Raw genomic sequence first — 26,055 nt, 5'->3', positions numbered from 1 at the left:
CCACACCGGGGTGGGCACACCGGCGCCGCTTTTGCGGAAAGTCGTGACCATGACGTACTTTTCGGCGGCCAGCCGCTCGAACTCGGATCCCATATGGACACCGTAGCGGGGGTTCGGCTATGGCGTGCGGCGACGCAGCGTGGCGGCGCCGAGCATCAACGCCAGTAGCGCGCACACCGCGACGATCAGCAGGTTCCGCAGCAGGGTGGCGTCGATCGTGCTCGACGTCGTGACGCGGGTCAGCCCTTCGACGGCGTAGGACAGCGGCATCACGTTGGACAGCCAGTTCAGCAGCCAGCCCATCTGCCCACGCGGCATGAACAGCCCGCACAGCAGGATCTGCGGCAGCACGAACAGCGGCATGAACTGGACGGCCTGGAACTCCGTGCGCGCGAAAGCGCTGACGAACAGGCCGAGCGCCATCCCGAGCAGCGCGTCGAGCACCGCGATGAGCAGCAGCATCCCGACCGAGCCGACGATGTCGAGACCCAGCCAGGCCAACGAGATCCCCGCGGCGAGGCCGACCTGCACGATCGCGATCGACCCGAACGCCAGCGCGTAGCCGAAAAGCAGGTCGAGGCGGCCGATCGGCATGGTCATCAGGCGTTCGAGCGTGCCGGTGGTGCGCTCGCGCAGAGTGGTGATCGAGGTGATCAGGAACATGATCAGGAACGGGAAGACGCCGAGCAGCGCGGGCGCGGTACGGCTGAACATGAGTTCGTTGTTGAACACGAACCGCAGCAGGACCATCAGCAGCGACGGCACCAGGATCAGCATGACGACGGTGCGCCGGTCGTGCCGGAGCTGGGTGAGGATGCGCTGGGCGGTGGCCAGGGTGAGCGTCGGGTTCATGAGCGGGTCGCCTCGAATCACAACACTGCGCGGACGAGCCGGAGGAACGCCTGCTCGAGATCGGTGGCTCCGGTACGGGCACGAAGTTCGCCCGGAGTTTCGTCGGCGAGCAGAACTCCTTCGCGCATAAGGAGAATCCTGTCGCAGCGCGCGGCTTCGTCCATGACGTGACTGGACACGAGCAGCGTCGCGCCGGCGTCGGCGAGCCTGCGGAACAGCGCCCAGAGTTCGTCGCGCAGGACCGGGTCGAGGCCGACGGTCGGCTCGTCGAGCACCAGCAACTCGGGTTTGCCGAGCAGTGCGACGGCCAGGTTCGCGCGGTTGTGCTGCCCGCCGGAGAGCGAGCCGACGAGCTTTCCCGCGTGGTCGGTGAGGCCGACCTCGGCGATGACCCGGTCCACATCGGACATCGGCGCGCGGAGCACGGCGGCGAAGTAGCGCAACGCCTCGGTGATGGTGAGATCGGCGTAGATCGCCGGATTCTGGGTCGCGTAACCGATCTTGCGACGCAGCTGCGGGCTGCCCGCGTCTTGGCCGAGGACGGTGACCGTGCCGCCTTCGACGATCTGGACGCCGACGATCGCGCGCATCAGGGTGGTCTTGCCGCAGCCGCTCGGGCCGAGCAACCCGGTGATCACTCCGCGCGGAACCTCGAAGCCCACGTCGCGCACAACCTCGCGTCCGCCGCGGCGGACGCGCAGCCCGGCCGTCAAGATCGCTGAATTAGTCATACGTTTAATTCTGCGCTCGATGAGTTTCGGAGTCAAGGGGGCGGCTGGGTGGGTGGGTCGTGAGTGGCTACGAGTGTTATTATAGAACACTTGTTGCCACTCACGAGCCACGCTGGGTCGGGGCCGTCGGGCAGACAGCCGGAACGTGCTGGGCATGTCGATCGTGTCGAGCTGCTCGACGCCGACCTTCCCGCCGGGCTTGTCGACGAGCTTCAGCAGCGCGAGCCGGGCTTCGTGCCGCTGCGTCACGGCGACGATCCGGGCGCCGCTAGCCGTCGAAGTAGTGCTGGATCACCGGCGCGATGAGGGTGACGAGTTCTTCGTCGGAGGCGTCGGCGAGCGGCGGGACGGCGACGATGTAGCGCAGCAGCGCGACGCCCATCATCTGCGCGGCGGCCGCGGCGACCCGGACACGCGGGATGCCCTTCGCCTCGGCGACTTTCGCGAAGACGGCCTTCTCCATGAATTGCCGCAGTGTCGCCGCGAACTCGTCGTTGGTGGTGGCCGAGCGGAGCAGCGCGAGGAAAGGCGCCCTGGTCACGGGGTTGGACCAGATGCTGAGGAACATCCGCACGAGCCGCTCGCCGATCTGTTCGGGCGGGCCGTCAAGAATGAGCGGGACGATCTCGGCCGGGTTGATCGGCAAGTTCATCGCCGCGGCGAAGAGTTGCTGCTTCGAGCCGAAGAAGTGGTTCAGCAGTGCCGCGTTGACGCCCGCGTCGCCCGCGATGGCGCGGACCGTCGCGCCGTCGTAGCCCTGCGACGCGAAGCGCTGCTTCGCCGCTTCAAGGATCGCCTCCCTGGTCTCGTTCTGTCCCGGTCGCCGACCCGCCTGTGCCATGAGACGAGCTTAGGCGGACCGGTCCGAGTGCAATCCACGCACGCCTGAGTGCGGTCTGTGCACATCCGAGTGCGAACTGCGGCGTGGATCGCGTTCGAGTGTGCACAGACTGCACTTGAGTGCGCGTGGATTGCACTCGCGCGATTTGGGCTGATGGGCGAAAGTTTGCCGGGGGGACACCGCGTGCGCCTTTCCGGTGGTGTCTTCGTGTCGGTGGTGGAAAATTCGGCGCGGGGTTTTAGTTTTTAGCGCATGGATGATCGAGAAACGACTGTCCGCAGCCGGGAACTCGGGGACGCGTTGCGCCGGGCGATGCGGAATGCGGGATACAACGGGCGCGAGATCGCGCGGAGACTCGGATGGCCGCATCCGAACGTTTCGCGCTTGCTGAGCGGGAAACGGGGTGGGGCGGAGATCGATGTGGCGACCTTTCTCGCGGTGTGCGGGGTGAAGGGGGAGGAGCGGGCTCGGCTGCTCGGGTTGTGCGGGGAACTGCGGAAGCTGGGGTGGTTTCAGCAACACGGTTCGAGACTCCCGAAGCAGCTTGAAACTCTTATGCGGCTGGAGAGACAGGCGGATTCGTTCTGTGAGTTCCAGCCGATGGTCGTGCCTGGGCTCTTGCAGACACCCTCCTATGCGCAGGCTTTGCTGACTGGAACGGGGACGTTGCCGGTTGAAGAGATCGACGGACGGGTGCTGGCTCGGATGGAGCGGAAGTCGCTGTTCGAGCCGCCTAAGCGAGCACGATTCAGCTTTTTCCTGCATGAGTTCGCGTTGCGGTTGCCGGTGGGAGGGAACGAAGTGATGTCAGAGCAGCTGCATCACTTGCTGGAGATGGCGGTGCGTTTCAATGTGACCATTCGGGTGATTCCGGCCGTGATCGGTGCCCACGCCGCGATCGCAGGTCAGTTCAAGATGATGGAATTTCCTGAGTTCAACCCAGTTGTGTATTTGGACAGTGAGACGGCCAGTCTTTTTCTTGAGGAACCTGGGGAAATCGCCGCTTACCGCCGAGTGTCGGAGACTCTGGCGACTACAGCACTTGATGAGGGAGAATCGAAGGACGCGATTGCCGCACTGGCAGTCGAGCTCTACTCGTAGCTGGAGGATCGCCATGGTCACCCCCGAGCCGCACGTGATGTGGCGCAAGAGCAGCTACAGCACGAACAACGGTGACTGTGTCGAGGTCGCGAATACAGTCCCGCAGGTGCGGGTCCGGGACACCAAGGACCGCGCCTCCGGCGCCCTGACCTTCGCCGCACCGGGCTGGCGGGCCTTCCTCACCGCACTCGGCGGAGGTCACTAAGCTGGACGTATGTCTGTCGCGGTGAGGGTGATCCCGTGTCTCGACGTCGATGCGGGGCGAGTCGTCAAGGGTGTCAACTTCGCCGACCTGCGTGACGCCGGAGACCCGGTCGAGTTGGCGCGCCTGTATGACGCGGAGGGCGCCGACGAACTGACGTTCCTCGACGTCACGGCGTCTTCAGGAGACCGTGAGACCACGTTCGACGTGGTCCGGCGCACCGCTGAGCAGGTGTTCATCCCGCTGACCGTCGGTGGCGGCGTGCGCACGAACGAAGACGTCAACAAGCTGCTGCGGACCGGCGCCGACAAGGTGAGCATCAACACCGCCGCCATCGCGCGCCCCGAGTTCCTGCACGAGGCGTCGCGGCGGTTCGGCTCGCAGTGCATCGTGCTTTCCGTCGACGCTCGGCGGGGTGGCGGCACCGAATCCGGCTTCGAGGTCACCACACACGGTGGCCGCAAGGGCACCGGTATCGACGCCGTCGAGTGGGCCGCTCGCGGGGAAGAACTCGGCGTCGGCGAGATCCTGCTCAACTCCATGGACGCCGACGGCACCAAGGCCGGGTTCGACCTCGAACTCATCAAGCTGGTCCGCAAGGCCGTCCGCGTGCCGGTGATCGCCAGCGGCGGTGCCGGGGCGCTCGAACACTTCCTGCCCGCTGTCGAAAGCGGCGCCGACGCGGTCCTCGCGGCGAGCGTGTTCCACTTCGGGCAGTTGAAGATCAGCGAGGTCAAGGACACGCTGCGCGCCGGGGGAGTGGTGATCAGGTGATCCTCAAGACCTGGAAGGTGCCCGCCGAGGTCAAGATCGCTTCCGGCCTGCTGCTCGGCATCGCGCTCGCGTGGATCCTGGTCGTGCTGATCCCGGTGCTCGGCGCGGGAGCGTCCAATCGCACGTTCGTCCTGCCCGTCATCAGCCTGGTGCTCGGCGGGCTCGTCGTCGCGGGGCTGGTGCTGAAGATGCCGTCGGCGCGGATCGCGGGTTTCATCGTGACCGTTCTCCTCGGCCTGCTGCACGCGCTCGGCCTGCTCAGCGCGGAACTGTGGTGGGTGAAGCTGTTCTCCGGCCTCGCTTTCGCCGGATACATCTACGCGCTCGTCATGCTGAATTCGATGCCCCTGCGGCGTTATCTCCTCGGAGCGGCGGCATGACCCTCGATCCCGCACTCGCGTCCCGGCTCAAGCGCAACGCCGACGGGCTGATCTGCGCCGTCGTCGTCGAGCACTCGACGTCGGACGTCCTGATGGTGGCGTGGATGGACGACGAAGCCCTCGACCAGACGTTGAAGACGCGCCGCGCGACCTACTACTCCCGCAGCCGGCAGCAGCAGTGGGTCAAGGGCGAGACGTCCGGGCACACGCAGCACGTCCGCGAAGTGCGCATCGACTGCGACGCCGACACGGTCCTCCTTCGCGTCGACCAGGTCGGGCCCGCCTGTCACACCGGCGAGCACAGCTGTTTCGACACCGGGGAGCGCTTGCTGCTCGCCGACGACAGCTGACCTGCTTAGATACTGCGCGAGCGTCCGCTCACCTGCGAAGAAGAAGTGAGAAGAACTCGTGAACGTCGTCGCGAACATCCTGGTCGGGCTCGTCGCCCTGATCCACGTCTACATCGTCGTGCTGGAGATGTTCCTCTGGACCTCGCCGCGTGCGCGGGCCGCTTTCGGTACCACCGAAGAGTTCGCCAAGGAAAGCGCGCCGCTGGCCGCGAATCAGGGGCTGTACAACGGTTTCCTGGCCGCCGCGCTCGTCTGGGGTCTCATCGCGACCGATCCGACCGGCTTCCAGTTCAAGGTCTACGGCCTGGCCTGCGTGATCGTCGCCGGGTTCTACGGCGCGGCGACGGCGAACAAGCGCATCCTGTTCGTCCAGGTCGTGCCGGGCACTCTCGCGCTGATCGCCGTGCTTCTCGCGCGGTGACCTCCCCGGCTGGTTTCCACGGCGTCCGTACCCTCGGGCGCCGTGCGGATTTCGTCCGCTACGACGGGCCGATCGACCTCGATGCCGCCACCGAGGTCGTCGACCGCCTCCGGCGTGGTCCTCTCGGTTTCTTCGGCTGGCGTGGCCGCGGCCGTGCGCTGCTGCGGATCCCTTGGCGCGAGGGCGAGGCCGTCGCGCATCGGCTCGGCCGCCGGTACCTGCTGGAGGTCCGGCTGACTGCCGGGGTCGAGCTCACCGTGGTGATCACCCGGACGTTGCCGCCCGAGCTCGTCGCGCTCGAACGGCTCCGTGTGTGGGTCGGCGGCACCGGCGACCGGATGACGGTCCTGCTCGGTGACGCCCCCGTCGTCGTGGCCGCGAAGAAGTCCGTTAAAGCTCGCCCGTGAGGTAGCGCTGGACGTTCGGGCCGACCGCGTCGACCAGCGTTTCGATATCGGCCGACGCGAGTGGCTCGAATTTCGCCACGTACCGGATCATGCCCATCCCGATGAGCTGGGACGCGCACAGCGTGGCGCGCAGCTCGGGGCGGTCGGCGTCACCCGGGCCGACCAGCTTGCTGAACAGCTGGTTGAGGAAGAGGTCGCGCAGGACGTGGGCCACCTGGTCGTGCCCGGCGACGCTGCGGACCAGCGCGGTGAAGATGTCGCCGCCGCCGGTGTCCCACCGCGTGAGAAACGTGCGCACGATCCGCTCGCCGAGGTTCTCCATCGGGCCGGAGAGCAGTTGGGCGACCAGGTCGCGCGGGTCGAACGGCAGCTCGAGCACCGCGCGGGCGAACAGGTTCTCCTTGCCGCCGAACCAGTGGTTGACCATGGCGGCGTCGACCCCGGCACGGGTGGCGATGGCGCGGACGGTGGCGCCGTCGTAGCCGACTTCGCCGAACACCTCGCGGGCGGCGGAGATCAGCGCGGTTTTGGTGTCCTGGCCTGCCGGTCGGCGGCCGCGGCGCTTGGCGGGCGTGGTCTCATGGGCAGAGGCGGATGTCACGTCCCCCATCATGAACCCTGCGTGGCAATAATTCAACATTCAATGAATTTGTGGCCGCATTCGGCGGGAAACGACCATGCAGCACAATGAACCGCATGGTCGCTAACGCCGCTTCCGCGGGCCTCGGCTCGGTGAGCCCCACCCGCGACGACTTCCGTCTGCTGGCGGAAGGCCGTCGAGTCATCCCAGTCGTACGCCGCCTGCTTGCCGACGGCGAAACGCCCGTCGGTGTCTACCGCAAGCTCGCCGCGAACCGTCCGGGCACGTTCCTGTTCGAATCGGCGGAGAACGGCCAGTCCTGGTCGCGATGGTCGTTCATCGGCGTCCACAGCCCGGCCGCGCTCACCGTGCGCGACGGCAAGGCCGTGTGGGTCGGCACGCCACCGCAGGGCCTGCCCGTCGAAGGTGACCCGATGACCGTGCTGCGCGAGACGGTCGCCGCGTTGCAGACCGAGCCGCTGCCCGGCATGCCGCCGCTGACCGGCGGGATGGTCGGCTACATCGGCTACGACTCGGTGCGCTGGCTCGAACGGCTGCCCGAGCTCGCCGTCAAGGATCTCGACATCCCCGAGCTGACCATGCTCTTCGCGACCGACCTGGCCGCCTTCGACCACCACGAGGGCACGGTCACGCTCATCGCGAACGCCGTCAACTGGGACGATTCGCCCGAACGGGTCGACGCGGCGTACGACGACGCCGTCCGGCGGCTCGACGAGATGAGCAAGCAGCTCTTCGTCGCGGCCCCGCCGACGACGGCGGTGTTCGAGCGGCCGGCGCCGCAGTTCAAGCGGCACCGCACCAAAGAGGACTTCCACCATGCGGTGAACACGGCCGTCGAAGCCATTCACGCCGGTGAAGCGTTTCAGGTCGTGCCGTCGCAACGCTTCGAGATCGAGACCGGCGCCGACGCGCTCGACGTCTACCGGGTGCTGCGGACGTCCAACCCGAGCCCGTACATGTACCTGCTGCGCCTGGACGGGTTCGACATCGTCGGGTCCAGCCCCGAGTCACTGGTGACCGTGCGGGACGGCCGCGCGACCACCCACCCGATCGCCGGCACGCGCTGGCGCGGCGCCGACCCGGAGGAGGACGCGCAGCTCGCGAAGGACCTCCTCGCCGACGAGAAGGAGCGCGCCGAGCACCTCATGCTGGTCGACCTCGGGCGCAACGACCTCGGCAAGGTCTGCAAGCCGGGCACCGTGCGCGTGGTCGACTTCTTCGACGTCGAGCGGTACAGCCATGTCATGCACATCGTGTCGACGGTGACCGGTGAACTGCTCGACGACAAGACGGCCTACGACGCCGTCGTCGCGTGTTTCCCGGCCGGGACGCTGTCGGGCGCGCCGAAGGTCCGCGCGATGCAGCTGATCGAGGAGCTCGAACCGGTCCGGCGCGGGCTTTACGGCGGTGTCGTCGGCTATCTGGACTTCGCCGGGGACGCCGACACCGCGATCGCGATCCGCACCGCGCTGATGAAGGACGGCACGGCCTACGTGCAGGCGGGCGGCGGGGTCGTCGCCGATTCCGACGCCGACTACGAGGACAACGAATCGCTCAACAAGGCGCGCACGGTGCTCTCCGCGATCGCCGCCGCGCAGACGCTCGCCCCGGCGGCGGTGCTCGATCCGACCAGCGACTCCGCCAGTGTCTAAACGTCCACTGTGGATGGTGGTGGCGGCGCTCGTGCTGGGCGCCGCCGCACTATGGGGTTCGTCACGGCTGACGTGGTTCGCCGAGGACCGCGACGCCGGGGCGCGCGGAATCGTGCACTACACCGAAAACGGCGCCCAGCTGGCGGGATCGCTCGTTCCGCTGGCACTGCTGGCCCTCGCCGGAGTGGCGGGTATGGTCGCCACCGGCGGCTGGTTCCGCCGCGTTCTCGGCGGGCTACTGGCGTTGGGCGGTATCGCCGCCTGCTGGGCCGGGATCGACGGCTTCGGACACGCCAACGGATTCCCGTACGGGCCACTGGTCGCGGTGCTCGGGGGAATTCTGATGGTCTCCGGCGGGTTGCTGGGGATCAAGGGCGCCAGCCGGATGCCACGGCTCGGAGCCCGTTACGCGGCACCGGGAACCAAGCGGGTGGCGCGCGATCCGGACGTCGAACTGTGGGAGGCGCTATCCGAGGGCGAGGATCCGACAACAGGCCGTTGACGTGGCGCATTCGGACCAACGGGATGCCCCGGGACCGGTCCGCACAAGTGCGAGGGTTAGCATCTTTTCAGCGGGAAGGGGAAGGTTTTGTGAGCTACCTTGCGAGTGAACCTGTGAACATTGAGGCCTTTGAGGGCGCCCGGTGACTGTGCTGGAAGAAATCATCGACGGCGTGCGCGCCGATCTCGCCGAGCGCGAGGCGGCTCTGCCGTTCGATGAACTCAAGCGACGCGCCGCCGCGGCCGCGCCCGCCCGTGACGCCTTGGCGGCCCTGCGTGCCGAGTCCGGCATCGGGGTCGTGGCCGAGGTCAAGCGGCGCAGCCCGTCCAAAGGCGACCTCGCCGAGATCGCCGACCCCGCTTCCCTTGCCAAGGACTACGCCGACGGTGGCGCCGCCGTCATCAGCGTGCTGACCGAGCAGCGCCGCTTCGGCGGATCGCTGGCCGATCTGGACGCCGTGCGTGCCGCTGTCGACATTCCCGTGCTGCGCAAGGACTTCATCGTCAGCCCGTACATGGTGCACGAGGCGCGCCTGCACGGAGCCGACATGGTGCTCCTGATCGTCGCCGCGCTCGAGCAGAACGCGCTCGTCTCCCTGCTGGACCGGGTCGAGTCGCTCGGCATGACCGCGCTCGTGGAAATCCACAACGCCGAAGAGGCCGATCGTGCGCTGGAGGCGGGCGCCCGGGTCATCGGCGTGAACGCCCGTAACCTGCACACCCTCGAAGTCGATCGTGACGTGTTCGGCCGGTTGGCCCCCGGGCTGCCGATGGACGTGTTCAAGATCGCCGAGTCGGGTGTGCGCGGTCCTGGCGACCTGATGTCGTACGCCGGTCACGGTGCCGACGCGGTGCTGGTCGGCGAGGGCCTGGTGGCCTCCGGCGACCCGAAGGGCGCGCTGGTCAAGCTCGTCACCGCCGGTTCGCACCCCGCCTGCCCGAGGCCGTCACGGTGAGCGAAGAAGAGGTCGCCACCCGGGCCCACGAGCACACCGAGCACGATCCGGACGAACGCGGCCATTTCGGCCCGTACGGCGGCCGGTTCCTGCCCGAGGCCCTGATCGGCGCGATGGACGAACTGTCCGCCGAGTACGAAAAGGCCAGGACGGACCCGGCGTTCACCGACGAGTTCGCCCGGCTGCTGCGGGACTACGCGGGCCGTCCGTCGCTGCTGACCGAAGCCCCGCGCTTCGCGAAGCACGCCGGTGGCGTGCGGGTGTTCCTTAAGCGCGAGGACCTGAACCACACCGGTTCGCACAAGATCAACAACGTGCTGGGCCAGGCGTTGCTGACCAAGCGGATGGGTAAGAAGCGGGTCATCGCCGAGACCGGTGCCGGTCAGCACGGCGTCGCCACGGCGACGGCGTGCGCGCTGCTCGATCTCGACTGTGTCGTGTACATGGGCGAGGTCGACACCGAGCGCCAGGCGCTGAACGTCGCGCGGATGAAGCTCCTCGGCGCCGAGGTGATTCCGGTCAAGACCGGGTCGCGGACGCTGAAGGACGCCATCAACGAGGCGCTGCGTGACTGGGTGTCCAATGTGGACACCACGCACTACCTGCTCGGCACCGCGGCCGGCGGTCACCCGTTCCCGGTCATGGTGCGGAACTTCCACAAGGTCATCGGCGAGGAAGCGCGTCGCCAGATCCTCGAGCAGACCGGCAGGCTGCCCGACGTCGTCGCCGCGTGCGTCGGCGGCGGCTCCAACGCGATCGGCATCTTCCACGGCTTCATCGACGATCCCGGCGTCCGGCTCGTCGGTTTCGAGCCCGGCGGCCACGGCATCGAGTCCGGTGAGCACGGCGCGACCCTGTCCGAGGGCACGCCCGGCACCCTGCACGGCGCGATGTCGTACCTGCTGCAGGACGAGGACGGCCAGACGATCGAGGCGTACTCGATCTCGGCCGGGCTCGACTATCCCGGTGTCGGCCCTGAGCACTCGTGGCTCAAGGACACCGGGCGGGCCGAGTACTTCTCGGTCACCGACGACGAAGCCATGCAGGCGATGCGGCTGCTGTCGCGGACCGAAGGCATCATCCCGGCGGTCGAGTCGGCGCACGCGCTGGCCGGGGTGCTCAAGCTCGGGCCGGAACTCGGGCCGGACGGCCTGATCGTGGTCAGCCTCTCGGGTCGCGGTGACAAGGACATGGACACCGCGGCGAAGTACTTCGACCTGGTGGACGAGGAGAAACTGTGAGCCTCGCAGAGGTCTTCAAGCAGACCCGCAGCGAAGGCCGCGCGGCGCTCATCGGGTACCTGCCCGCCGGTTTCCCGACGGTCGACGGGTCCAAGGACCTGCTGTCCGCGGTCATCGACGGCGGCGCGGACCTGGTCGAGGTCGGCGTGCCGTACTCGGACCCGGTCATGGACGGCCCGACGATCCAGGCCGCGGCGGTCGAAGCGCTGAAGAACGGCTTCCGGCTGAAGCACCTGTTCGAGGTCGTCGAAGCCGTGACGGCGCGCGGTGGCAAGGCCGTCGTGATGACCTACTGGAACCCGGTCTTCAAGTACGGCGTGGACCGGTTCTCGCGCGATCTCGCTTCGGCGGGCGGGCTCGGGATCATCACGCCCGACCTGACGCCGGACGAGGGCGCCGACTGGATGCAGGCCTCGGACGCGCACGGACTGGACCGGATCTTCCTGGTGGCGCCGTCCTCGTCGGAGGAGCGGATCGTCCGCACGGTCGAGGCGAGCTCCGGGTTCGTGTACGCGACCGCGGTCATGGGGGTCACCGGTGCTCGCGAGAGTGTCGGGGCTGGTGCTCGTGACCTGGTGGCGCGCACGCGGGCGCATACGGAACTGCCGATCGGTGTCGGGCTCGGGGTTCGCTCCGGCGCTCAGGCCGCTGAGGTGGCTTCGTTCGCCGACGCGGTGATCGTCGGCTCGGCCCTGGTCACCCAGGCCGGCTCCGGCATCGACGCCGTCCGCACCCTCTCCGCCGAACTCGCCGACGGCGTCCGCAAAACCGTCGCCCCCGCCTGACCCGCGGCCAAGCAGGCCACTGCGGCAGTGCGTGTGGTCACCCCTCGTGAGTGGCTACAAGTGTTCTAACACTCGTTGCCACTCACGAGCCAGGTGGCTACGGGGTGGGCATGGCGGAGGAGTGGTGGTTGGTGATGAGCCAGCGGCCGTGGCGTTTTTCGTAGACGAAGGTGTAGCGCGCGTCGACGGCGCTCGGGTGGCCGTCGACGGTCAGGTCGAAGTGGTAGACGCCGGTGTTGATGGCGGTGTTGTCGTCCAGGACGGTGATGATCTCCTGGGTGAGCGTGCTTTTCGGCTTCTTCTCGAGGAACTCCTCGAAGTAGTCGATGAGCCCGGCGCGGTCGGTGCGCACGACGTTGGACAACGTCGGCAGCAGCACGGCATCGGGGGCGTAGAGGTCGGCGACCTTCGCCGGGTCGTGGGAGGCGAGGGCCGCGTTCCACTTGGTGAACTGGGCGGTGATCTCCCGTTTCGACGGTTCGTGGGTGGCTTCGGCGGAAGTCGTGAACGCGACGGTCAGGGCGAAACCGGCGGCGACTCCGACGCGTACGAGGCGCTTGTTACGCAATGTGAACTCCTGTACACCCGATCTAGTGCGCGGAAAGCGAACTATCGGGCAATCCACCAGAAAACGGTAGACAAAATACCGCAGCCGTTATCTGTTGGTAGTAATAAACCATCCAAGCTCACTCAATCGGGCAAATTCCCTTAATGGCGATAGAAATGCTCGATCCGCTCATAAGCGACGGTTATCGAAAAGCGTTCCGTGGTGAAAGGCGATTTGTAGGGATCATGTACGCGGCTCGCGCAGAGTCCCGCCCATGGACGTCGACTTACACGCGCTGAACCGCCGAGGGTTTCTCCGAGGAACAGGACTGGCCGCGGGGGTGGGCATCGCGGCGCTGGCCGTACCGGGTATCTCCGGCGCCGCCGTGGCTGTCCCCCGTATCTACAGCTGCGACGAGTGGGCCGCGCGCCCGCCGTCGGACACCCTCGCGGTCCTCGACCACCCCGCCAACCGCATCCTCGTCCACCACATCGCGAGCGCGAACAGCACCGACTACTCGCGGGCGCACGCGTTCCAGATCTGCCGCGACAACCAGGCCGACCACATGGACAACAACACCTGGGCCGACACGGGGCAGCATTTCACCATCAGCCGCGGCGGCTACTCGCTCGAAGGACGCCACGGCAGCCTCGACACGCTGCGCTCGGGCAACAAGATCGTCCGCGCGGCGCATTGCCCTGGCCAGAACGAAAACGCCATCGGCATCGAGAACGAAGGCCTGTACACCGCCGTCGAGCCGCCGCAGGCGCAGTGGAAGGCGCTCGTCGTCTTCTGCGCGTACGTCTGCAAGCAGTACGGCATCCCGGTCGAGGAGATCAAGGGGCACCGCGACTTCTACAACACCGAGTGCCCCGGCGAGGCGCTGTACGCGAAACTTCCCCAGCTGCGCAAGGAAGTCGCCCTCGCGCTCAAGCGTTAGTGCGTCCAGCGCATGGCCCGCGCGATCTCCTCGGCCGTCGCGCCCGTGAACAGTGCCGCTTCGGCTTTCCGGATGTCCGTCAACGTCGTCGCCAGCGGAGCGCCGAAGGACCCGGTCAACACGGTGTCGGCCTCGAAGGCGGCCACGGCGTCGAGCAGGTTCGTCGGCAGACGGTCGATGCCGAGGCGCCGGCGTTCGTCTTCGGGGAGCGTCCCCGGATCGACGTCGACCGGCTCCGGCAGCGTCCCGCCTTCGTCCAGCCCGGCTAGTCCGGCGAACAGCAGGGCCGCGACGACGAGATACGGGTTCGCCGTCTGGTCGAAGCATTTCACCTCGAGATTCGCCGCCTTGGCCCGCTCACCGACGGAACCGGTGACGAACCGCAGCGGCGCCTCGCGGTTCTCCAGTCCCCACACGCCGTACACGCCCGCCCAGTGGTGCGGCTCGAGCCGGAGATAGCTGACCACCGAAGGCGCGCCGACGGCCAGCAACGCGGGCAGCCGCCCCAGAATGCCCGCGCTGAACGACTCCGCGACGCCGGTCATGCCGAACCGGCGGTCGCCGCCCGCGTAGGCGTTGGTTTCGCCGTCCCAGACGCTCAGGTGCACATGGCCGCCGTTGCCGACGCCCTCACCGGCGAAGCGCGGCGTGAACGACGCGCGGAGCCCGTGCTGCCGGCTCACCGCGCGGACGGTTTCCCGCACCAGGACGTAGGTGTCCGCCGCGGCCACCGGATCCGAAGCCGCGACGGAGAGTTCGAACTGCCCGGCCGCGTACTCCGGATGGATCTGTTCGACGCCGATCCGCTGACGTTCCAAAGCGGACACGACCGCACGCAGGTAGTCCGAATGCCGGGAAAGGCTGGCATAGCCGTAGCCCGGGCCGCACACGGCCGAGGTGATGTCGTCCGGCGCGCTCTCCGCGGTGATGATCCACTCGACCTCGAAAGCCATCTTCGCCGTGTAGCCACGTTCCGCGAGACGCTCGACGGCCGCCTTCGCCAGACTGCGCTGGTCCTGCGGATGCACCACGCCTTCCTGGTCGTAGCGATCGGCGGGCGCCCAAGCCCAGCCGGGCTGCGCGGACAACGCCGTCAGCCGCTCCAGGTCCGGATACAGCCGCAGGTCCCCGACGGCCCCGCGCGAGTACTCGCCGGTGATGAGATCATCATTGAACAGGAAGAAGTCGAACGAGTACGAAGCCCCGACACCCCATGCCGCCGCGTTCGCCAACCGGCGCAGCGGCACCGCTTTGGTCCTGGTGATACCGCTGTTGTCCACCCAGGTCAATGCGACCAGCTCGACGCCACGCGCCGTCAGGCGGGCACCGAGTTCGTGGGCGCGTGCCCCCAGCGCCGCCCGATCGAGCTCGCCCATGACACTCCCACGATGATTGACTGCTGTTCGGGAATCGAGGTGCATCGTGTCAGACACCGTCGAAACCGGTCCACCCGAGAACACTGGTGGCCTGTTTCCTTGGCACGTATACGTTTTACGCCGTGGTGACGTCGTCGGCCGCCGGGACGCCAGGCACCGCTTTTCTTAACCAGGTCGGAATCTGGCCAAACCCGCCGAGCTGGGACCGTTCGTCTAACGGCTTTTGGTGTCCTTGTACGCGTAACGGTCCGCGTGGTTCGTTTTCGGGCGCTTCGTCTGTTCAGGGACTTCGATGCCCGGGGGAACCCACTCGCCGTGCTGCGTCCGGTAGATCCCGTCGCACCTCCAGCACGTCAGGTATTCCTCGGGCTTAGCCATGATCTCGTAATACGGCGGGCACCGGTGATCCTGCGGGACGAGATCTCGCGTACAGGTGCGCTCATCACTCCGGCCTTTCACTGTCGACGTGCACGCTGTCGATCATGCCTTCCTGCGCGGCGGCGATCATCCAGTTGATGCACGCCTTGGTAGCGGAGACGGCCACCCGGTCCGCCTGCTCGTCCGAGAGGGTGATCCCATCGGCCGCCAGGTCGTCGCGGATGGCCGCCGCCACGAAGCTCACCTGTCGCTGATCCATTGCTGCGAAATCTACCCGCAGTTGCAGGGATCGCACGTGCAGGCGTCACCGCAACTGCAACTGCAACCTGGCTTCATAACGTCACCTTCCTGTAGACACTAACGGCAATCTCACGCTAGGTGGTTTCGAAGAGACAGCGGTACCGCCGGGCGAGGGGTACCGCCGGCGGTGGTCTATTGGTGGTCCATCGGCACAATGATTCTGCTGGTCATCTACCTGTTGACCACGATCGGGTCGATCTTGCCGGTGTTCGTCCGGCGTAAGCTCGCCGCGCCCGGCAACCCGCTCGGCGCCGGACGATACTGAGCGTCGAAGGAGGAAGATGACCGGCTTGCTGCCCTTCGTCGCCGATCTTCGCCTTGTCGATCACCACTGCCACGGCCTCGTCTCGGCCGAGCTGGACCGCCCGGCGTTCGAGGCGATGCTCACCGAGGCCGACACGGTCTCGCCGCTGGGCACCACCCTCTTCGACTCGCTGATCGGGCTGGCGGTGCGCCGCTGGTGCCCGCCGGTCCTGGACCTCGAGCCCCACGCCACGGCCGACGAGTACCTCACGCGCCGCGCCGAGTTGACGGCGAGCGAGGTCAACGGGCGGTTCCTGCGTGCCACCGGCACCGGGGACTTCCTGGTGGACGGCGGCTTCCTGCCGGACCAGCTGACGAGCAGCACCGAGCTCGCGCGGCTGGCCCAGGCCAGGGCCCACGACATCGTGCGGCTCGAACAGGTCGCCGAAGCCGTCGTCTGGGCGGGCACGTCCGGCGTCGGGTTCGCCGACGCGTTCTCGACGGAGCTGGAGAAGCGCACGGCGAACGCCGTCGGGGTGAAGTCGATCGCCGCGTACCGCGTCGGGCTGGAGCTTTCGGGCGAGCGGCCCACTTCCGCCGACGTCGCGATCGCGGCCGGGAACTGGCTCGCCGACGTCGACGCGGGCGCGCCGATCCGGCTCGCCGACGAGGTGCTGCACCGATTCCTCGTCTGGACCGGTATCGACCTCGGCCTGCCGGTCCAGTTCCACGTCGGCTACGGCGACTCCGACGTCGACCTGCATCGCTGCAATCCCTTACTGCTGACCGATTTTCTGCGCGCGACCCGGCGCAGCCGGGTGCCGATCCTGCTGCTGCACAACTATCCGTTCCACCGCGAGGCCGGTTACCTGGCGCAGGTTTTCGAGCACGTGTTCGTCGACGTCGGCCTCGCGACGCACAACACCGGCCTCCGGTCCTCGGCGTTGATCGAGGAGACGCTGGAAATCACCCCGTTCGGTAAGTTCCTGTTCTCCACCGACGCGTTCGGCCTCGCCGAGCTGTACCACGTGGGCACACTGCTCTTCCGGCGCGGACTTTCGGACTTCCTCAGGAAGGGCCTCGACGCCGACGAGTTTTCGCTCGCCGACGCCGAACACATCAGCAGGCTGGTCGGTATCGAAAACGCCCAGCGAGTCTACGGATTGGATACCTAAGTGAGTTCAGAGCTGTGGGATGACTGGCTGAGTGCCGTCTCCGCCGAGTTGCCCGCCGCGACCGAGTTGCGCCACCGGCTGCACGCCGACCCGCGCGTCTCGGGAGACGAAGACGACACCACCCACGAGCTGGTCCAGGCACTCGGACTGGGCGACGGCGTGCGGATGGCCAAGACCGGCCGCGCGCTGCTGCTCGAAGGCGCCGAACCCGGCGGGGCCATCGCGCTGCGGGCCGAGCTCGACGCGCTCCCGGTGATGGAGGCGACAGGCGTGCCGTGGGCGTCGGAGACTTCGGTGATGCACGCCTGCGGGCACGACGTCCACCTGGCCGCGCTCGTCGCGGTCTCCCGGGCGGCGGCCAGGATCGGCGTGCCGAAGCCGATCCTCGTGCTGCTGCAGCCGCGGGAGGAAATGGCTCCCTCGGGCGCTTTCGACGTCGTCGAGTCCGGGTTGCTGGCCGAGCACGACGTCAGCGCGGTGATCGGCGCGCATGTCCAGCCGCGGCTGCCGGAGGGGGTCGTCTCGGCGGCACCGGGCCCGATCAACGCGTCGACCGATCAGTTCGAGATCGTGGTGACCGGACAGGATGGCCACGCCGGGTACCCGCATCTGCTGCGCGACCCGATCCTCGCGCTGAGTCAGATCATCGTGAGCCTGCAGACCATCGCGAGCAGGAGGATCGACCCGGTCTTCGGCGCGGTGTGCTCGATCGGGCGCATCAACGCCGGGACGGCCGCGAACGTCGTGCCCAGGGAGGCGACCGCGCTCGGCTCGCTGCGCCTGATGCGGGATTCGGACCGGGAGACGGCCGTGGAAATCCTCGGCGACATCGTCCAGGGCACCGCGCGGTCACACGGCTGCGAGGCGGTACTGCGGGTCATGTCCGGGGAACCGGTGCTGCACAACGATTCCGGCCTCGCCACGCGCGCGCAGACCTGGCTTTCGCGTGGGGGTGTCGGCATCGACACCGAGTTCCGGTCCTTCGGCGCGGACGATTTCGCGCACTACTGCGGGGCGACCCGCGGGCTGATGATGTTCGCCGGCCTCGGCGACACCGCCGGCTCGCCGAGTCTGCACGACGAGCGCTTCCTTCCGCCGGACAGCGCGATCTCGTTGGTGGCGAAGGCTTTCATCGCGGGATATCTCGCCGCGCTCAGCTAGCGATGTCGTTTTCGTCGGACTGCCGGGGCGCGGGGATCTGGACCCAGCCCCGCACGCGCTGGCCGGCGATCTGGACGTGGACGCGGGGGTCGAAGGCGCTGATGTCGATCCCGTCGTAGCCGTGCCGGATCACCGAGCGGTGGATCTCCTGTGAGACGACAAGCACCAGTGGCTGCGGCGTCTGCCTGAGCGTCTTCTTCAAAGTGGGGGAGTTGAGCAGGCGGAACGTGATGTCGATGTCCTCGCCGTAGCATCCTCTGTCGTCGTAGTGGACATCACCGGCGTGCACCGCGGCGCGGAGGCGGAACTGGAAGGCGGGGTGCTGGGCGGCGTGCTGGGCGAGCAGCCGGGTCAGTTCGGGGATGACCCGGCTCAGCAGCACGGTCTTGGGGGCCTGGGTCACGGGGTGGATCAGGACGAGGATCCCGTCGCCCCGGTCGATGAGGGGGTCACGGTGTTCCTCGGTGATCCCGGCCTCGAGCAACGCTTCCTCGAGAAGGTCGTAGAGCACGCGCCGGAGCTGGGCCCGCACCGGGTTGGTCCTCGTCGTGGAACCTTCGATGTCCACCGCCACAATCGCTCGGTGGTAGGGAAGTACTGGAAGCAGCGCGTTCATTTCAACCCCTCCTCATCTCTACGGGCCGTTGGAAGAAGCGGCGTGGTGGGTGTTGCCGTCCAGGTGCACGAGCACGTTCATAGCCATCCCATCGTGTCGAAACTGAACTTCAGTGAAGTTCTCTTTAGTTCGCTCTGGCTTCAGAGTAAGCCCTGGAGAGCGACTGGACAATACGTGGAGGAAGTCCTCTACCTGCAAGACCGCTGCGCGACACGCGTTACCCTAGGGTGCTGGTAGAAGAGGTACCGCAGAGTGTAAGGTAGACGCTTCAGCTGTTTAACTGAAGTTCACTGGAGGGCCAGCGGCCGTGCTGTCATCCGAAGACTCGCGCCAAGCACTCGCACGCCGCTTGAAGGCGTTGCGGGAAGAGTACTGGCCTGGTCAAGGGATCACGCAGCTGCAACTCGCGGAAGCGCTCGGCGGCAAGAAGCCGCTCAGCATCTCGTTGATCTCTTCTTGGGAGAACTCGGCGAAGCCGGTGGCGCCCCCGCTTTCGCGCCTTGCCGCGTACGCCAGTTTCTTCGCGACACAGCGGTCCGTGGCCCAGGAGCCGTTTCGGGTGCTTCCGGCTTCGCAGCTGAACGAGGACGAGCGGACGCTGCGAGAGAAGCTGCTGCGTGAGCTGACCGAACTGAGGACGGACGCGATCAAGGAGCCCGTCCGGGCCGCGCTGACCGGCACGGGTCTGTGGCACTTCCCGAATCTCGAGGTGGTGACCATCGTCTGCGCGCAGCTGCCGGACACCCTGCTGCGTGAAGGATTCTCGTACGCGGATCCGGACAGTCCCGACTACGTCGAGATCTACAAGTACGCGGATCCGGACGCGCTGATCGAGCTGTTCGGCCACATCCGGGCGGTCAACCCGAACACCGCGGTGCATTTCCGTACCGCGCCGGAGCTGACGCCGGACGACTACACCACGCATCTCGTCCTGCTGGGCGGCGTGGATTGGAACGTCGTGACCCGGGATCTCCTCGCGCGGGTCGAACTGCCGGTGCGCCAGGTGGTCCGCACCGAGGAATCCGGCGAGGTGGGCGGGTTCGAAGTGGACGGGCACCCCCACCTGTTCGCGCCCCAGCTCGATGCGAAGGGGCGTCTCATCGAGGACGTGGCACACTTTTACCGTGACCTGAATCCGTTCAACGCGAAGCGGACTGTCACTATTTGCAACGGTATGTACGGGCGTGGTGTCGTCGGAGCTGTACGAGCGCTCACCGACGTGAAATTCCGCGACCGCAACGAGGCCTATCTGAAGGCCCGCTTCGAAAGCATGGACGCCTTCAGCATAATCTCCCGTGTCTCAGTCGTGATGGGTCAGGTGCTCACTCCCGATTGGACTGTCGATGAGACGCGGCTACACGAATGGCCGGTTTAGAACTTGACTATGAGCACACCTACGGCTGCGGCGCTTTCGACGCACCACCACGGGTCCCACAGTTCCCTGCTGAGCCCCGTGAAAGCGGCTGACTCGGTCCCGGCGGACGTCGACGCGATCATCGTGCCGACCTCGCGCCCGATCGCCAACCTGAGCAAGGCGATAGCGCTCGCCGCGCGGCTCGATTGCACACTCGTGGCACTCTGCAGCCAGTCGGCCAACGCGGATGACGCGCTCGCCGAGGCGAAAAAAGCCGGGGTGAAGATCGTCGCCGTCGACACCGACCCCTTGCCGGCCGGGCTGATCCCGGAGTTCCAGACCGGCACCAGGCTCCGGTCGACGGTGTTCAACCGGCCGACCGACCTCAGCGCCAAACGGAACCTCGGCCTGCTCCTCGCGGATGTCATCGGCTGGAAACGCATTGTCTTCCTGGACGACGACATCACGATCGAGCGGCTGGACGATCTTCGCGACGCGGCAGGACTTCTGAGCAACCACGACGCTGTCGGGCTCGCCAATGACGGCTACCACGACAATTCCGTGGTCTGTCACGCTTATCGGGATGCCGGTGGCAAGCAGGAAAGCTTCATCGGCGGGGGCGCGCTCGCCGTGGGAGAGGACTCGTACCGGTCGTTCTTCCCCAACATTTACAGCGAAGACTGGTTCTTCCTCATCGGTGACGACAACCGTCTGCGACCCACCGCGATCACCGGGAAGGCCAGCCAGTCGCCGTACGACCCGTTCCTGGACATCCGGCGTGCCCGTGCGGAAGAGTTCGGCGACTGCCTCGCCGAGGGCGTCTACCGGCTGCTGGATTCGGGACAGCCGATCCAGGACGCCACCTTCAAGTACTGGCGGGGGTTCCTCGACCACCGCAAGCGGTTCATCGAAGACGTCCGCGACCTGGTCGCCGGGGATGACCACCTCGATAGCGAGGTGAAGTCCCGCAGGATCGCCGCCCTTACCGCCGCGCGCAACCGCAGCACGATCATCACCCCGAAGCTGTGTGTCGCCTACCTGCAGTGGTGGCAGGCCGATCGTGACCGTTGGACCCTGCATCTCGAAGACATCCGGGACAGGTGCGGTTACGAACTCGAGCCGGAGAAGGCCATCACCAGGCTCGGTCTCATGCACTGCTCCCGGGTAGCGCTTTGACCAGCATGTAGCAGGTCTCCGGGCAGGTTTTCCGGGTTCCGTCGGGCTGTTTGACCTCGGCCCAGCAGATCAGGGTGTCGTGTTCCCAGCGCTGGTACCCGAGCCGTTTGTACAGCCGTTCGGCGTTGGTGTTGTCGACGTTGACCGCCAGCGCCACCTGGTCGTGCCCGAACCCCGCCAGGATCCGCTCCGCTTCGCTCACCAGCCGGGTGCCCACCAGCTGGTTGCGATGGCCGGCGAGCACCTCGACGTGGTTGAGCAGCGGGACCTCCGGCAGATGGTCACGGACCTCCTGCTCGTCGGCCCGCTCCCGCCACAGGTACACCGTGCCGACCGGAAGGCCGCCGGACAGGGCCAAGAGCAGCACCCCACGGCCGTCGTCCTGCCTGGCCACTCTGTCGGCGAAGAACTCCTGGTCACCCAACTCGGCCGGGATCGCCCGGAGGTCGCCGGCGCGTGCGCGCCGGATCTCCACGTCGTTCGTCGGACTCACTGATACGCCCCTCCCAAAACCCTGAACTCCGATTCTGCCCGTATCCGGCGCCGGAAGGGACCCGCGGAAGTCGGGCCGTAGACGGACCGAACGGCGGGCACGTTACGGTGACCCGGTGAATTCCGCCGCGGCTGCCTTCCTCGCGACCATCCCGAGCCCTGACCGGGGCGTATGGCATCTCGGGTTCATCCCGATCCGGGCCTACGCGCTGTGCATCATCGCCGGCATCGTCGTGGCCCTCTGGTGGGGCGAACGCCGCTGGGTCGCCCGCGGCGGCACGAAGGGCACGGTCATCGACGTCGCCGTGTTCGCGGTGCCGTTCGGCCTGGTCGGTGGGCGTCTCTACCACGTGATCACCGACAACTACCGCTACTTCGGCCCGGGCAAGAACCCGCTCGACGCGCTGAAGATCTGGGACGGCGGCCTCGGCATCTGGGGCGCCGTGGCCCTCGGTGCGGTCGGCGCGCTCATCGCCTGCCGCAAGAAGGGCATCCCGCTGCCCGCGATGGCGGACACGCTCGCCGCGCCGCTCGTCGTCGCGCAGGCCATCGGCCGCCTCGGCAACTACTTCAACCAGGAGCTCTACGGCGCGCACACCAACCTGCCGTGGGGCCTGGAGATCTACGAACGCATCAATCCCGACACGGGCGTCACGGACATGCTCGGCGGCGTCGCCGTGGGGCACATCCCGCTCGCGACCAGCCCGGTGCACCCGACGTTCCTCTACGAGCTGCTGTGGAACCTCGGTGTCGCGCTGCTGGTGGTGTGGGCGGACAAGAAGTTCCGCCTCGGGCACGGTCGCGCGTTCGCCGTCTACGTCATGGGCTACACCGCCGGTCGCGGCTGGATCGAGCTGATGCGCACCGACGACGCCAGCCACGTGCTCGGCCTGCGGGTCAACGTGTGGACGTCGATCCTGCTGTTCGTCGCCGGAGCCGTGTACTTCGTGCTCGCCAAGAAGCGCGGTCCGCGGGAAGCGCCGGAGCTGTTGCGAGGCAAGGACTACGAGGACCCGGATACGGTCGACCCCGCTGTCGACAAGCCCGACGCCGACGAGGCCGCTTCCTCCGAAGAGGTGTCGGTCCCGGCCGACCCCACCCCGGAGAAGCCCGCCGAACCCGCTGAAGACGCGAAGCCCAGCGACCCCACGAAGTAACCCCGCGCGCCCACGCGCCGCGAGATGTCGACATCTCGTGATCTCTCAGTTTTTGAGAGATCACCATCTGTCGACAGATGGCGGGTGTGGCCTCACGCGCCGCCATCTGTCGACAGGTGGCGTTATTCGTCGAGGGGGGAGCCGCCGAAGTAGTCGTCGTCCTCTGGGGCATTGGCGCTCGGAGGGCGTCGCGGCGGGGGTGACGGCTTGGGCGGCGCGGGCGGGGGTTCGACCGGCGGTGCCGGTACGGGCGGAGGTGACGGGGTGCCGTCGTCTTGCAGCGCGGTGCCGCCTTCGAAGTAGTCCTCTTCGGACAGTTCCTCGGGCGGGGGAGCCGTCTGCGGAGTCCGGGTTTCGTTGAGGGAACCGGTTTCGCCCGCGGCTTCCAGCACGTCGTCGAGGGTGTGGCCCTCTTCGAACTCCTGGTAGACCTCGGACAGCGGAGCCATCCGGGTCATCAGCGCGGCGCGGACGTCCGGGTCCTGGTACGCGCGGCCTTCGAGGACGTCGGCCCAGGTGAGCTCACCCGTGTCCACTTTCCGTTTGAGCGCCCGCATTTCCTCCGGAGCGTTCGCGCGTTCGGCCTCGGCCTTGATCGCGGCGATGTCCTCGGGGCCGGCAACGGGCGGCTGCTGCGGCAAGTCCATCTCGTCGACTTCTTGTTCGAGCACCCTGGACCTCGCCACGGTCTCGTCGAGCCGTGCTTCGGCTTCGCGCAGTTCCGGCGGTTTCCAGGAATCCTGGTCGGTGGTCACGACTTCTCCGTGGTTCTCGCGTAATTTCAGAGCTGGCCGGAGATCCGGCCGCTGCGGTTCTGGCCCTTCGGCTGCACCTTGTCCTGGTGCGCGGTGTCGTTCACCCCGGTCGCGGTGTCCTTGATGTCGGTCACGTTGTCCTTGATGTCGCCGAAGTCGCTCTTGACGTCCTTCGCGGCGCCGCCGACGTCCTTGGCGAACTGCTTGGCGTCGGCGAAGCTGCCGATGTCCTTGATCTTGCCGAGCTGGGAGCCGACCTTCTGCAGCGAGTTCCACATCTCGCCGACCTTCTGGACGGTCTCCTTGACGAGGTCGACGATCTCGATGATCTTCTGGTAGAGCTGGTAGGCGTCCCAGATCAGCTCGGCCGCGCGGACCCAGCCGTACGCCGGGATCCAGATCTTCGCGATCGCGTCGATGACCTTGTCGACCAACGTCTTCAGCAGGTCGAGGGCCTTCGCACAGAGCCGCTGCGAGACATCGGCGACCGACTGGAAGCCCTTCGCGATCACCTCGGCGACCTTGGCTTCGACGGTCAGCCCGAGCTTGAACCCGGTGTCGACGTACTTCTTGTGCGCCTCGGCCGCTTTGCCCTTCCAGACGCCGCCGACGATCTCGGCGTTGCCGGACATGGTGGCGGAGAACTGCTTCATGCTGTCGGCGATGGTGTTCCAGGCTTCGGCGTTCTGCTGGATCTTGTTGAAGTCGCCGGTGATGGGCATGATCACGGTCTGCACCAGGCTGTTGCCGGTGACCTGTTCGAACGCCCAGTCCACCGCGGCGACCTGCCAGCCGGCTTCTTCCACCATCTTCTGGATGTTCTCGCCGCCCGGGGCGGGAGGCGGCTGCAAGACGGCGATGATCTCGGTGCCGTCGCCGTAGGTGCCTTCGGGTTTTACCGCCTCGAAATCGCCGTCTCCGGCGCCGCGGCCGTCTTCGCGCCGACGTCGCCGATTCTCGTCGCGAGTGTCTTCTTGTTCGTCGGCCTTGTCCTGGGCCTTTTGTTCCGGGCTCTCCTCCTTCTTTTTGCCGTCGCTCTTGCTCTTGGTCTTCACCACGCCGAGTTCCCCTCTCGATTACCCGCTCAGCGGTTGTCCGGTCCCGGCGGAATCCAGCTGCGCCAGAATGTCCTGCAGCGCCTTCGTGACCTGCTTGTCGTGCTCTTCGTAGGTCTTCGCGACGTCGGTCATCCCGGCGGCGAGCGAGGTCAGCCGCTCCTTGCCGAACTTCAGGGTCTCGCCGAAGAGCGAGCCGACCAGGTCGACCGCGGGATGCAGAACGGTGAGCAGCCCGGTGAAGCCGGACTTGTCGCAGCCGTAGGTGTGCATGTATTCGCCGATCGCGTCGGCCGCGGAGTTCAGCCCCTCCATGTTGCGGCCGTACTCGGCCAATGCGTCGGGTCGGACGTCGTAGCCCGTCACGGATTCCCCCCAATAAGAGTCGATCAAGCGATGGGCCGAAGTATGCCATTCGCTAACGGACTCTCGGGGGGTTTTGAAAAAGGTACCCCTAAACGGGCTTCACGAGGCCACGCCCGGTGATCAGCGGGAGGTCGAGCGCGGTGAGCAGACCGGGCTCGGCCGCGACGACCGCGGGGACGGCGTTCACCAGCCGCATGGCCGTCGCCTTCAGCCCGGCGGTGTTGTGGTCGCCGTCTTCGCCGAGCAGCCGCAGGTCGAGGGTGTAGTTCGGTTCACCGGTGAGCTGGACGCGGTAGCAGCCTTGCCCGGTCGGCTGCGGCCACTCCGGGCCGAGGTCGGGCCGCAGGCGTGTCACGTGTTCGAGCACGCACACCGCCCGGCCGCCGCGCATGCCACGCACCTCGAAATGCAGCGCCGCGACGGTGTCCTTTTCGATGGTGCCGGCCGAGATTTCGAAGGTTTCCGGTGCGGCCAGCCGTTCGTAGTGCTCTTCGACGCCGTCGAGTTCGACGTCGAGCCCGGCCGCGAGCTGCCGGACCACACTGCCCCAGGCCATGCCGAGAACACCCGGCTGCAGCAGGAGCGGGATCTCGTCCATCGGCTTGCCGAAACCCATGATTTCGAAGAGGACTTTGCCGTTGTCGTAGGTCGAGTAGTCGAGGATCTCCAGGCAGCGGACCTCGTCGATGCGCTCGCAGACGCCGGTCAGCACGAGTGGCAGCCAGTCGTTGGCGAACCCGGGGTCGACGCCGTTCACCCACAGCGAGGCGTTGCCCTCGACGGCGGCTTCGCGGATCGGCGCCGTCATTTCGTCCGGTACGACCCCGTCGGGGAACTGCAGGAAGACGGGACCGCTGGAGACGACGTTGATCCCGGCGCGCAGGAACCGTTTGAGGTCTTCGACGGCTTCGAGCAATCTGTCGTCGGCCATCGCGGTGTAGACGACACAGTCCGGCTTCAGCGCGAGCAGCGCCTCGACGTCGTCGGTCGCGGTGACGCCGAGCGAGCGGCCGAGCCCGGCGAGCTCACCGGCGTCCTTGCCCACTTTGTCCGGAGTGGACACCCAGACGCCGACGAGCTCCAGGTCCGGCCGGGCATCGATCCCGGTGATGGCGTTGCGGCCGACGTTTCCGGTGCTCCACTGGACAACCCGCAGCGGCATATCTGCT

General features: G+C 67.1%; 31 protein-coding genes and 1 pseudogene. 18 read left to right on the top strand and 14 right to left on the bottom strand.

Going from position 1 to position 26,055, the window contains the following annotated elements; genetic code table 11:
- From VGP60_RS35540 to VGP60_RS35525, 4 genes and pseudogenes are all read right to left on the bottom strand, one after another.
- Nucleotides 1–93 (bottom strand): annotated as a pseudogene (locus VGP60_RS35540) (PPOX class F420-dependent oxidoreductase); the annotation flags it as partial.
- Between the two features lie 24 nt (nt 94–117).
- Complete coding sequence (locus VGP60_RS35535) at nt 118–852, bottom strand: ABC transporter permease (protein WP_327552572.1); 735 nt, start codon at nt 850–852, stop codon at nt 118–120.
- 17 nt (nt 853–869) lie between these two features.
- A complete protein-coding gene (locus VGP60_RS35530; protein ID WP_327552571.1) occupies nt 870–1,583 on the bottom strand; it encodes an ABC transporter ATP-binding protein in 714 nt (237 codons plus the stop codon).
- Nucleotides 1,584–1,851: 268 nt separating this feature from the next.
- Nucleotides 1,852–2,424 carry a TetR family transcriptional regulator gene (locus VGP60_RS35525; RefSeq protein ID WP_327552570.1) on the bottom strand — a complete coding sequence of 191 codons (573 nt, stop codon included), beginning with the start codon at nt 2,422–2,424 and terminating at the stop codon, nt 1,852–1,854.
- Nucleotides 2,425–2,676: 252 nt separating this feature from the next.
- On the opposite strand from VGP60_RS35525, the gene VGP60_RS35520 reads away from it, so the two are divergent.
- Genes VGP60_RS35520 through VGP60_RS35490 form a run of 7 tightly spaced genes read left to right on the top strand, consistent with a single transcriptional unit; the run spans nt 2,677 to nt 6,059 of the window.
- Complete coding sequence (locus VGP60_RS35520; protein ID WP_327552569.1) at nt 2,677–3,525, top strand: helix-turn-helix transcriptional regulator; 849 nt, start codon at nt 2,677–2,679, stop codon at nt 3,523–3,525.
- A 13-nt stretch (nt 3,526–3,538) separates the two neighbouring features.
- Nucleotides 3,539–3,730 (top strand): DUF397 domain-containing protein, encoded by a 192-nt coding sequence (locus tag VGP60_RS35515; protein WP_327552568.1) that lies wholly within the window; start codon nt 3,539–3,541, stop codon nt 3,728–3,730.
- A 9-nt stretch (nt 3,731–3,739) separates the two neighbouring features.
- Nucleotides 3,740–4,501, top strand: a complete 762-nt coding sequence (gene hisF / locus VGP60_RS35510) for an imidazole glycerol phosphate synthase subunit HisF (RefSeq protein ID WP_327552567.1) — start codon at nt 3,740–3,742, stop codon at nt 4,499–4,501.
- Entirely contained in the window at nt 4,498–4,881 is a 384-nt protein-coding gene (locus VGP60_RS35505; protein ID WP_327552566.1) for a hypothetical protein, read from the top strand. The genes hisF and VGP60_RS35505 overlap by 4 nt, the downstream gene beginning before the upstream one ends.
- Nucleotides 4,878–5,231, top strand: coding sequence for a phosphoribosyl-AMP cyclohydrolase (gene hisI / locus VGP60_RS35500; protein WP_327552565.1), 354 nt, complete (start codon nt 4,878–4,880; stop codon nt 5,229–5,231). Before VGP60_RS35505 ends, hisI begins: the two co-directional genes overlap by 4 nt.
- A gap of 58 nt (nt 5,232–5,289) precedes the next feature.
- On the top strand, nt 5,290–5,652 hold the full coding sequence (locus VGP60_RS35495) for a DUF1304 domain-containing protein (protein ID WP_327552564.1): 363 nt from the start codon (nt 5,290–5,292) through the stop codon (nt 5,650–5,652).
- Complete coding sequence (locus VGP60_RS35490; RefSeq protein WP_327552563.1) at nt 5,649–6,059, top strand: hypothetical protein; 411 nt, start codon at nt 5,649–5,651, stop codon at nt 6,057–6,059. Before VGP60_RS35495 ends, VGP60_RS35490 begins: the two co-directional genes overlap by 4 nt.
- Here VGP60_RS35490 and VGP60_RS35485 read toward each other — a convergent pair.
- Nucleotides 6,043–6,669 carry a TetR/AcrR family transcriptional regulator gene (locus tag VGP60_RS35485; protein ID WP_327552578.1) on the bottom strand — a complete coding sequence of 209 codons (627 nt, stop codon included), beginning with the start codon at nt 6,667–6,669 and terminating at the stop codon, nt 6,043–6,045. The two genes, VGP60_RS35490 and VGP60_RS35485, sit on opposite strands and share 17 nt — an antisense overlap.
- Before the next feature lie 86 nt (nt 6,670–6,755).
- Here VGP60_RS35485 and VGP60_RS35480 point away from each other — a divergent pair, with 86 nt between their 5' ends.
- From VGP60_RS35480 to trpA, 5 genes are all read left to right on the top strand, one after another.
- Entirely contained in the window at nt 6,756–8,312 is a 1,557-nt protein-coding gene (locus tag VGP60_RS35480; protein ID WP_327552562.1) for an anthranilate synthase component I, read from the top strand.
- Between the two features lie 13 nt (nt 8,313–8,325).
- On the top strand, nt 8,326–8,814 hold the full coding sequence (locus tag VGP60_RS35475; RefSeq protein WP_327552577.1) for a Trp biosynthesis-associated membrane protein: 489 nt from the start codon (nt 8,326–8,328) through the stop codon (nt 8,812–8,814).
- A 142-nt stretch (nt 8,815–8,956) separates the two neighbouring features.
- Nucleotides 8,957–9,769 carry an indole-3-glycerol phosphate synthase TrpC gene (gene trpC, locus VGP60_RS35470; RefSeq protein WP_327552561.1) on the top strand — a complete coding sequence of 271 codons (813 nt, stop codon included), beginning with the start codon at nt 8,957–8,959 and terminating at the stop codon, nt 9,767–9,769.
- Nucleotides 9,748–11,010, top strand: coding sequence for a tryptophan synthase subunit beta (gene trpB, locus VGP60_RS35465; RefSeq protein WP_414640458.1), 1,263 nt, complete (start codon nt 9,748–9,750; stop codon nt 11,008–11,010). The genes trpC and trpB overlap by 22 nt, the downstream gene beginning before the upstream one ends.
- A complete protein-coding gene (trpA, locus tag VGP60_RS35460) occupies nt 11,007–11,795 on the top strand; it encodes a tryptophan synthase subunit alpha (protein ID WP_327552559.1) in 789 nt (262 codons plus the stop codon). The genes trpB and trpA overlap by 4 nt, the downstream gene beginning before the upstream one ends.
- Before the next feature lie 97 nt (nt 11,796–11,892).
- On the opposite strand, the gene VGP60_RS35455 is transcribed toward trpA, so the two are convergent.
- Nucleotides 11,893–12,363, bottom strand: coding sequence for an SgcJ/EcaC family oxidoreductase (locus tag VGP60_RS35455; RefSeq protein WP_327552558.1), 471 nt, complete (start codon nt 12,361–12,363; stop codon nt 11,893–11,895).
- 253 nt (nt 12,364–12,616) lie between these two features.
- Between VGP60_RS35455 and VGP60_RS35450 the strand changes: the two genes are divergently transcribed.
- A complete protein-coding gene (locus tag VGP60_RS35450) occupies nt 12,617–13,282 on the top strand; it encodes a peptidoglycan recognition family protein (RefSeq protein WP_327552557.1) in 666 nt (221 codons plus the stop codon).
- Here VGP60_RS35450 and VGP60_RS35445 read toward each other — a convergent pair.
- Both VGP60_RS35445 and VGP60_RS35440 read right to left on the bottom strand, forming a co-directional pair.
- Entirely contained in the window at nt 13,279–14,658 is a 1,380-nt protein-coding gene (locus VGP60_RS35445) for a glutamine synthetase family protein (protein ID WP_327552556.1), read from the bottom strand. The two genes, VGP60_RS35450 and VGP60_RS35445, sit on opposite strands and share 4 nt — an antisense overlap.
- A 442-nt stretch (nt 14,659–15,100) precedes the next feature.
- Nucleotides 15,101–15,295: a hypothetical protein gene (locus tag VGP60_RS35440; RefSeq protein ID WP_327552555.1), complete on the bottom strand. Its 195-nt coding sequence runs from the start codon at nt 15,293–15,295 to the stop codon at nt 15,101–15,103.
- A 322-nt stretch (nt 15,296–15,617) separates the two neighbouring features.
- Here VGP60_RS35440 and VGP60_RS35435 point away from each other — a divergent pair, with 322 nt between their 5' ends.
- Nucleotides 15,618–16,754, top strand: coding sequence for an amidohydrolase family protein (locus VGP60_RS35435; RefSeq protein WP_327552554.1), 1,137 nt, complete (start codon nt 15,618–15,620; stop codon nt 16,752–16,754).
- Entirely contained in the window at nt 16,755–17,915 is a 1,161-nt protein-coding gene (locus VGP60_RS35430; protein ID WP_327552553.1) for a M20 family metallopeptidase, read from the top strand.
- Here VGP60_RS35430 and VGP60_RS35425 read toward each other — a convergent pair.
- Complete coding sequence (locus VGP60_RS35425) at nt 17,908–18,531, bottom strand: hypothetical protein (RefSeq protein ID WP_327552552.1); 624 nt, start codon at nt 18,529–18,531, stop codon at nt 17,908–17,910. The genes VGP60_RS35430 and VGP60_RS35425 overlap by 8 nt on opposite strands.
- Nucleotides 18,532–18,838: 307 nt before the next feature.
- Between VGP60_RS35425 and VGP60_RS35420 the strand changes: the two genes are divergently transcribed.
- Complete coding sequence (locus tag VGP60_RS35420) at nt 18,839–19,906, top strand: helix-turn-helix transcriptional regulator (RefSeq protein ID WP_327552551.1); 1,068 nt, start codon at nt 18,839–18,841, stop codon at nt 19,904–19,906.
- A gap of 78 nt (nt 19,907–19,984) precedes the next feature.
- Nucleotides 19,985–21,061, top strand: coding sequence for a hypothetical protein (locus tag VGP60_RS35415; protein WP_327552550.1), 1,077 nt, complete (start codon nt 19,985–19,987; stop codon nt 21,059–21,061).
- Here the strand turns inward: VGP60_RS35415 and VGP60_RS35410 are convergent.
- Nucleotides 21,033–21,554 (bottom strand): GNAT family N-acetyltransferase, encoded by a 522-nt coding sequence (locus VGP60_RS35410; protein ID WP_327552549.1) that lies wholly within the window; start codon nt 21,552–21,554, stop codon nt 21,033–21,035. The two genes, VGP60_RS35415 and VGP60_RS35410, sit on opposite strands and share 29 nt — an antisense overlap.
- Nucleotides 21,555–21,669: 115 nt before the next feature.
- Between VGP60_RS35410 and lgt the strand changes: the two genes are divergently transcribed.
- Nucleotides 21,670–22,710: a prolipoprotein diacylglyceryl transferase gene (lgt, locus tag VGP60_RS35405; RefSeq protein ID WP_327552548.1), complete on the top strand. Its 1,041-nt coding sequence runs from the start codon at nt 21,670–21,672 to the stop codon at nt 22,708–22,710.
- A gap of 122 nt (nt 22,711–22,832) precedes the next feature.
- Here the strand turns inward: lgt and VGP60_RS35400 are convergent, their stop codons facing one another.
- From VGP60_RS35400 to VGP60_RS35385, 4 genes are all read right to left on the bottom strand, one after another.
- Nucleotides 22,833–23,465, bottom strand: a complete 633-nt coding sequence (locus VGP60_RS35400; RefSeq protein ID WP_327552547.1) for a hypothetical protein — start codon at nt 23,463–23,465, stop codon at nt 22,833–22,835.
- A gap of 26 nt (nt 23,466–23,491) precedes the next feature.
- On the bottom strand, nt 23,492–24,523 hold the full coding sequence (locus VGP60_RS35395; protein WP_327552546.1) for a hypothetical protein: 1,032 nt from the start codon (nt 24,521–24,523) through the stop codon (nt 23,492–23,494).
- An 18-nt stretch (nt 24,524–24,541) separates the two neighbouring features.
- Nucleotides 24,542–24,886 carry a hypothetical protein gene (locus tag VGP60_RS35390; protein WP_327552545.1) on the bottom strand — a complete coding sequence of 115 codons (345 nt, stop codon included), beginning with the start codon at nt 24,884–24,886 and terminating at the stop codon, nt 24,542–24,544.
- Nucleotides 24,887–24,974: 88 nt separating this feature from the next.
- A complete protein-coding gene (locus tag VGP60_RS35385; RefSeq protein WP_327552544.1) occupies nt 24,975–26,048 on the bottom strand; it encodes a diacylglycerol kinase in 1,074 nt (357 codons plus the stop codon).
- Between the last annotated feature and the right edge of the window lie 7 nt (nt 26,049–26,055).

The sequence above is a fragment of the Amycolatopsis sp. genome (assembly GCF_036008905.1).
Lineage (GTDB): Bacteria > Actinomycetota > Actinomycetes > Mycobacteriales > Pseudonocardiaceae > Amycolatopsis.
The sequence above is the reverse complement of the archived record's forward strand: the minus strand, read 5'-3'. Positions and strand labels throughout refer to the sequence as shown.

What these genes read in the sequence shown, in the direction of transcription:
- VGP60_RS35535 (WP_327552572.1), bottom strand. Translation starts at nt 852, where the DNA reads ATGAACCCGACGCTCACCCTGGCCACCGCCCAGCGCATCCTCACCCAG.
- VGP60_RS35530 (WP_327552571.1), bottom strand. Translation starts at nt 1,583, where the DNA reads ATGACTAATTCAGCGATCTTGACGGCCGGGCTGCGCGTCCGCCGCGGC.
- VGP60_RS35525 (WP_327552570.1), bottom strand. Translation starts at nt 2,424, where the DNA reads ATGGCACAGGCGGGTCGGCGACCGGGACAGAACGAGACCAGGGAGGCG.
- VGP60_RS35520 (WP_327552569.1), top strand. Translation starts at nt 2,677, where the DNA reads ATGGATGATCGAGAAACGACTGTCCGCAGCCGGGAACTCGGGGACGCG.
- VGP60_RS35515 (WP_327552568.1), top strand. Translation starts at nt 3,539, where the DNA reads ATGGTCACCCCCGAGCCGCACGTGATGTGGCGCAAGAGCAGCTACAGC.
- hisF (WP_327552567.1), top strand. Translation starts at nt 3,740, where the DNA reads ATGTCTGTCGCGGTGAGGGTGATCCCGTGTCTCGACGTCGATGCGGGG.
- hisI (WP_327552565.1), top strand. Translation starts at nt 4,878, where the DNA reads ATGACCCTCGATCCCGCACTCGCGTCCCGGCTCAAGCGCAACGCCGAC.
- VGP60_RS35485 (WP_327552578.1), bottom strand. Translation starts at nt 6,669, where the DNA reads ATGGGGGACGTGACATCCGCCTCTGCCCATGAGACCACGCCCGCCAAG.
- VGP60_RS35480 (WP_327552562.1), top strand. Translation starts at nt 6,756, where the DNA reads ATGGTCGCTAACGCCGCTTCCGCGGGCCTCGGCTCGGTGAGCCCCACC.
- VGP60_RS35475 (WP_327552577.1), top strand. Translation starts at nt 8,326, where the DNA reads ATGGTGGTGGCGGCGCTCGTGCTGGGCGCCGCCGCACTATGGGGTTCG.
- VGP60_RS35450 (WP_327552557.1), top strand. Translation starts at nt 12,617, where the DNA reads ATGGACGTCGACTTACACGCGCTGAACCGCCGAGGGTTTCTCCGAGGA.
- VGP60_RS35445 (WP_327552556.1), bottom strand. Translation starts at nt 14,658, where the DNA reads ATGGGCGAGCTCGATCGGGCGGCGCTGGGGGCACGCGCCCACGAACTC.
- VGP60_RS35440 (WP_327552555.1), bottom strand. Translation starts at nt 15,295, where the DNA reads ATGGATCAGCGACAGGTGAGCTTCGTGGCGGCGGCCATCCGCGACGAC.
- VGP60_RS35435 (WP_327552554.1), top strand. Translation starts at nt 15,618, where the DNA reads ATGACCGGCTTGCTGCCCTTCGTCGCCGATCTTCGCCTTGTCGATCAC.
- VGP60_RS35425 (WP_327552552.1), bottom strand. Translation starts at nt 18,531, where the DNA reads ATGAACGCGCTGCTTCCAGTACTTCCCTACCACCGAGCGATTGTGGCG.
- VGP60_RS35385 (WP_327552544.1), bottom strand. Translation starts at nt 26,048, where the DNA reads ATGCCGCTGCGGGTTGTCCAGTGGAGCACCGGAAACGTCGGCCGCAAC.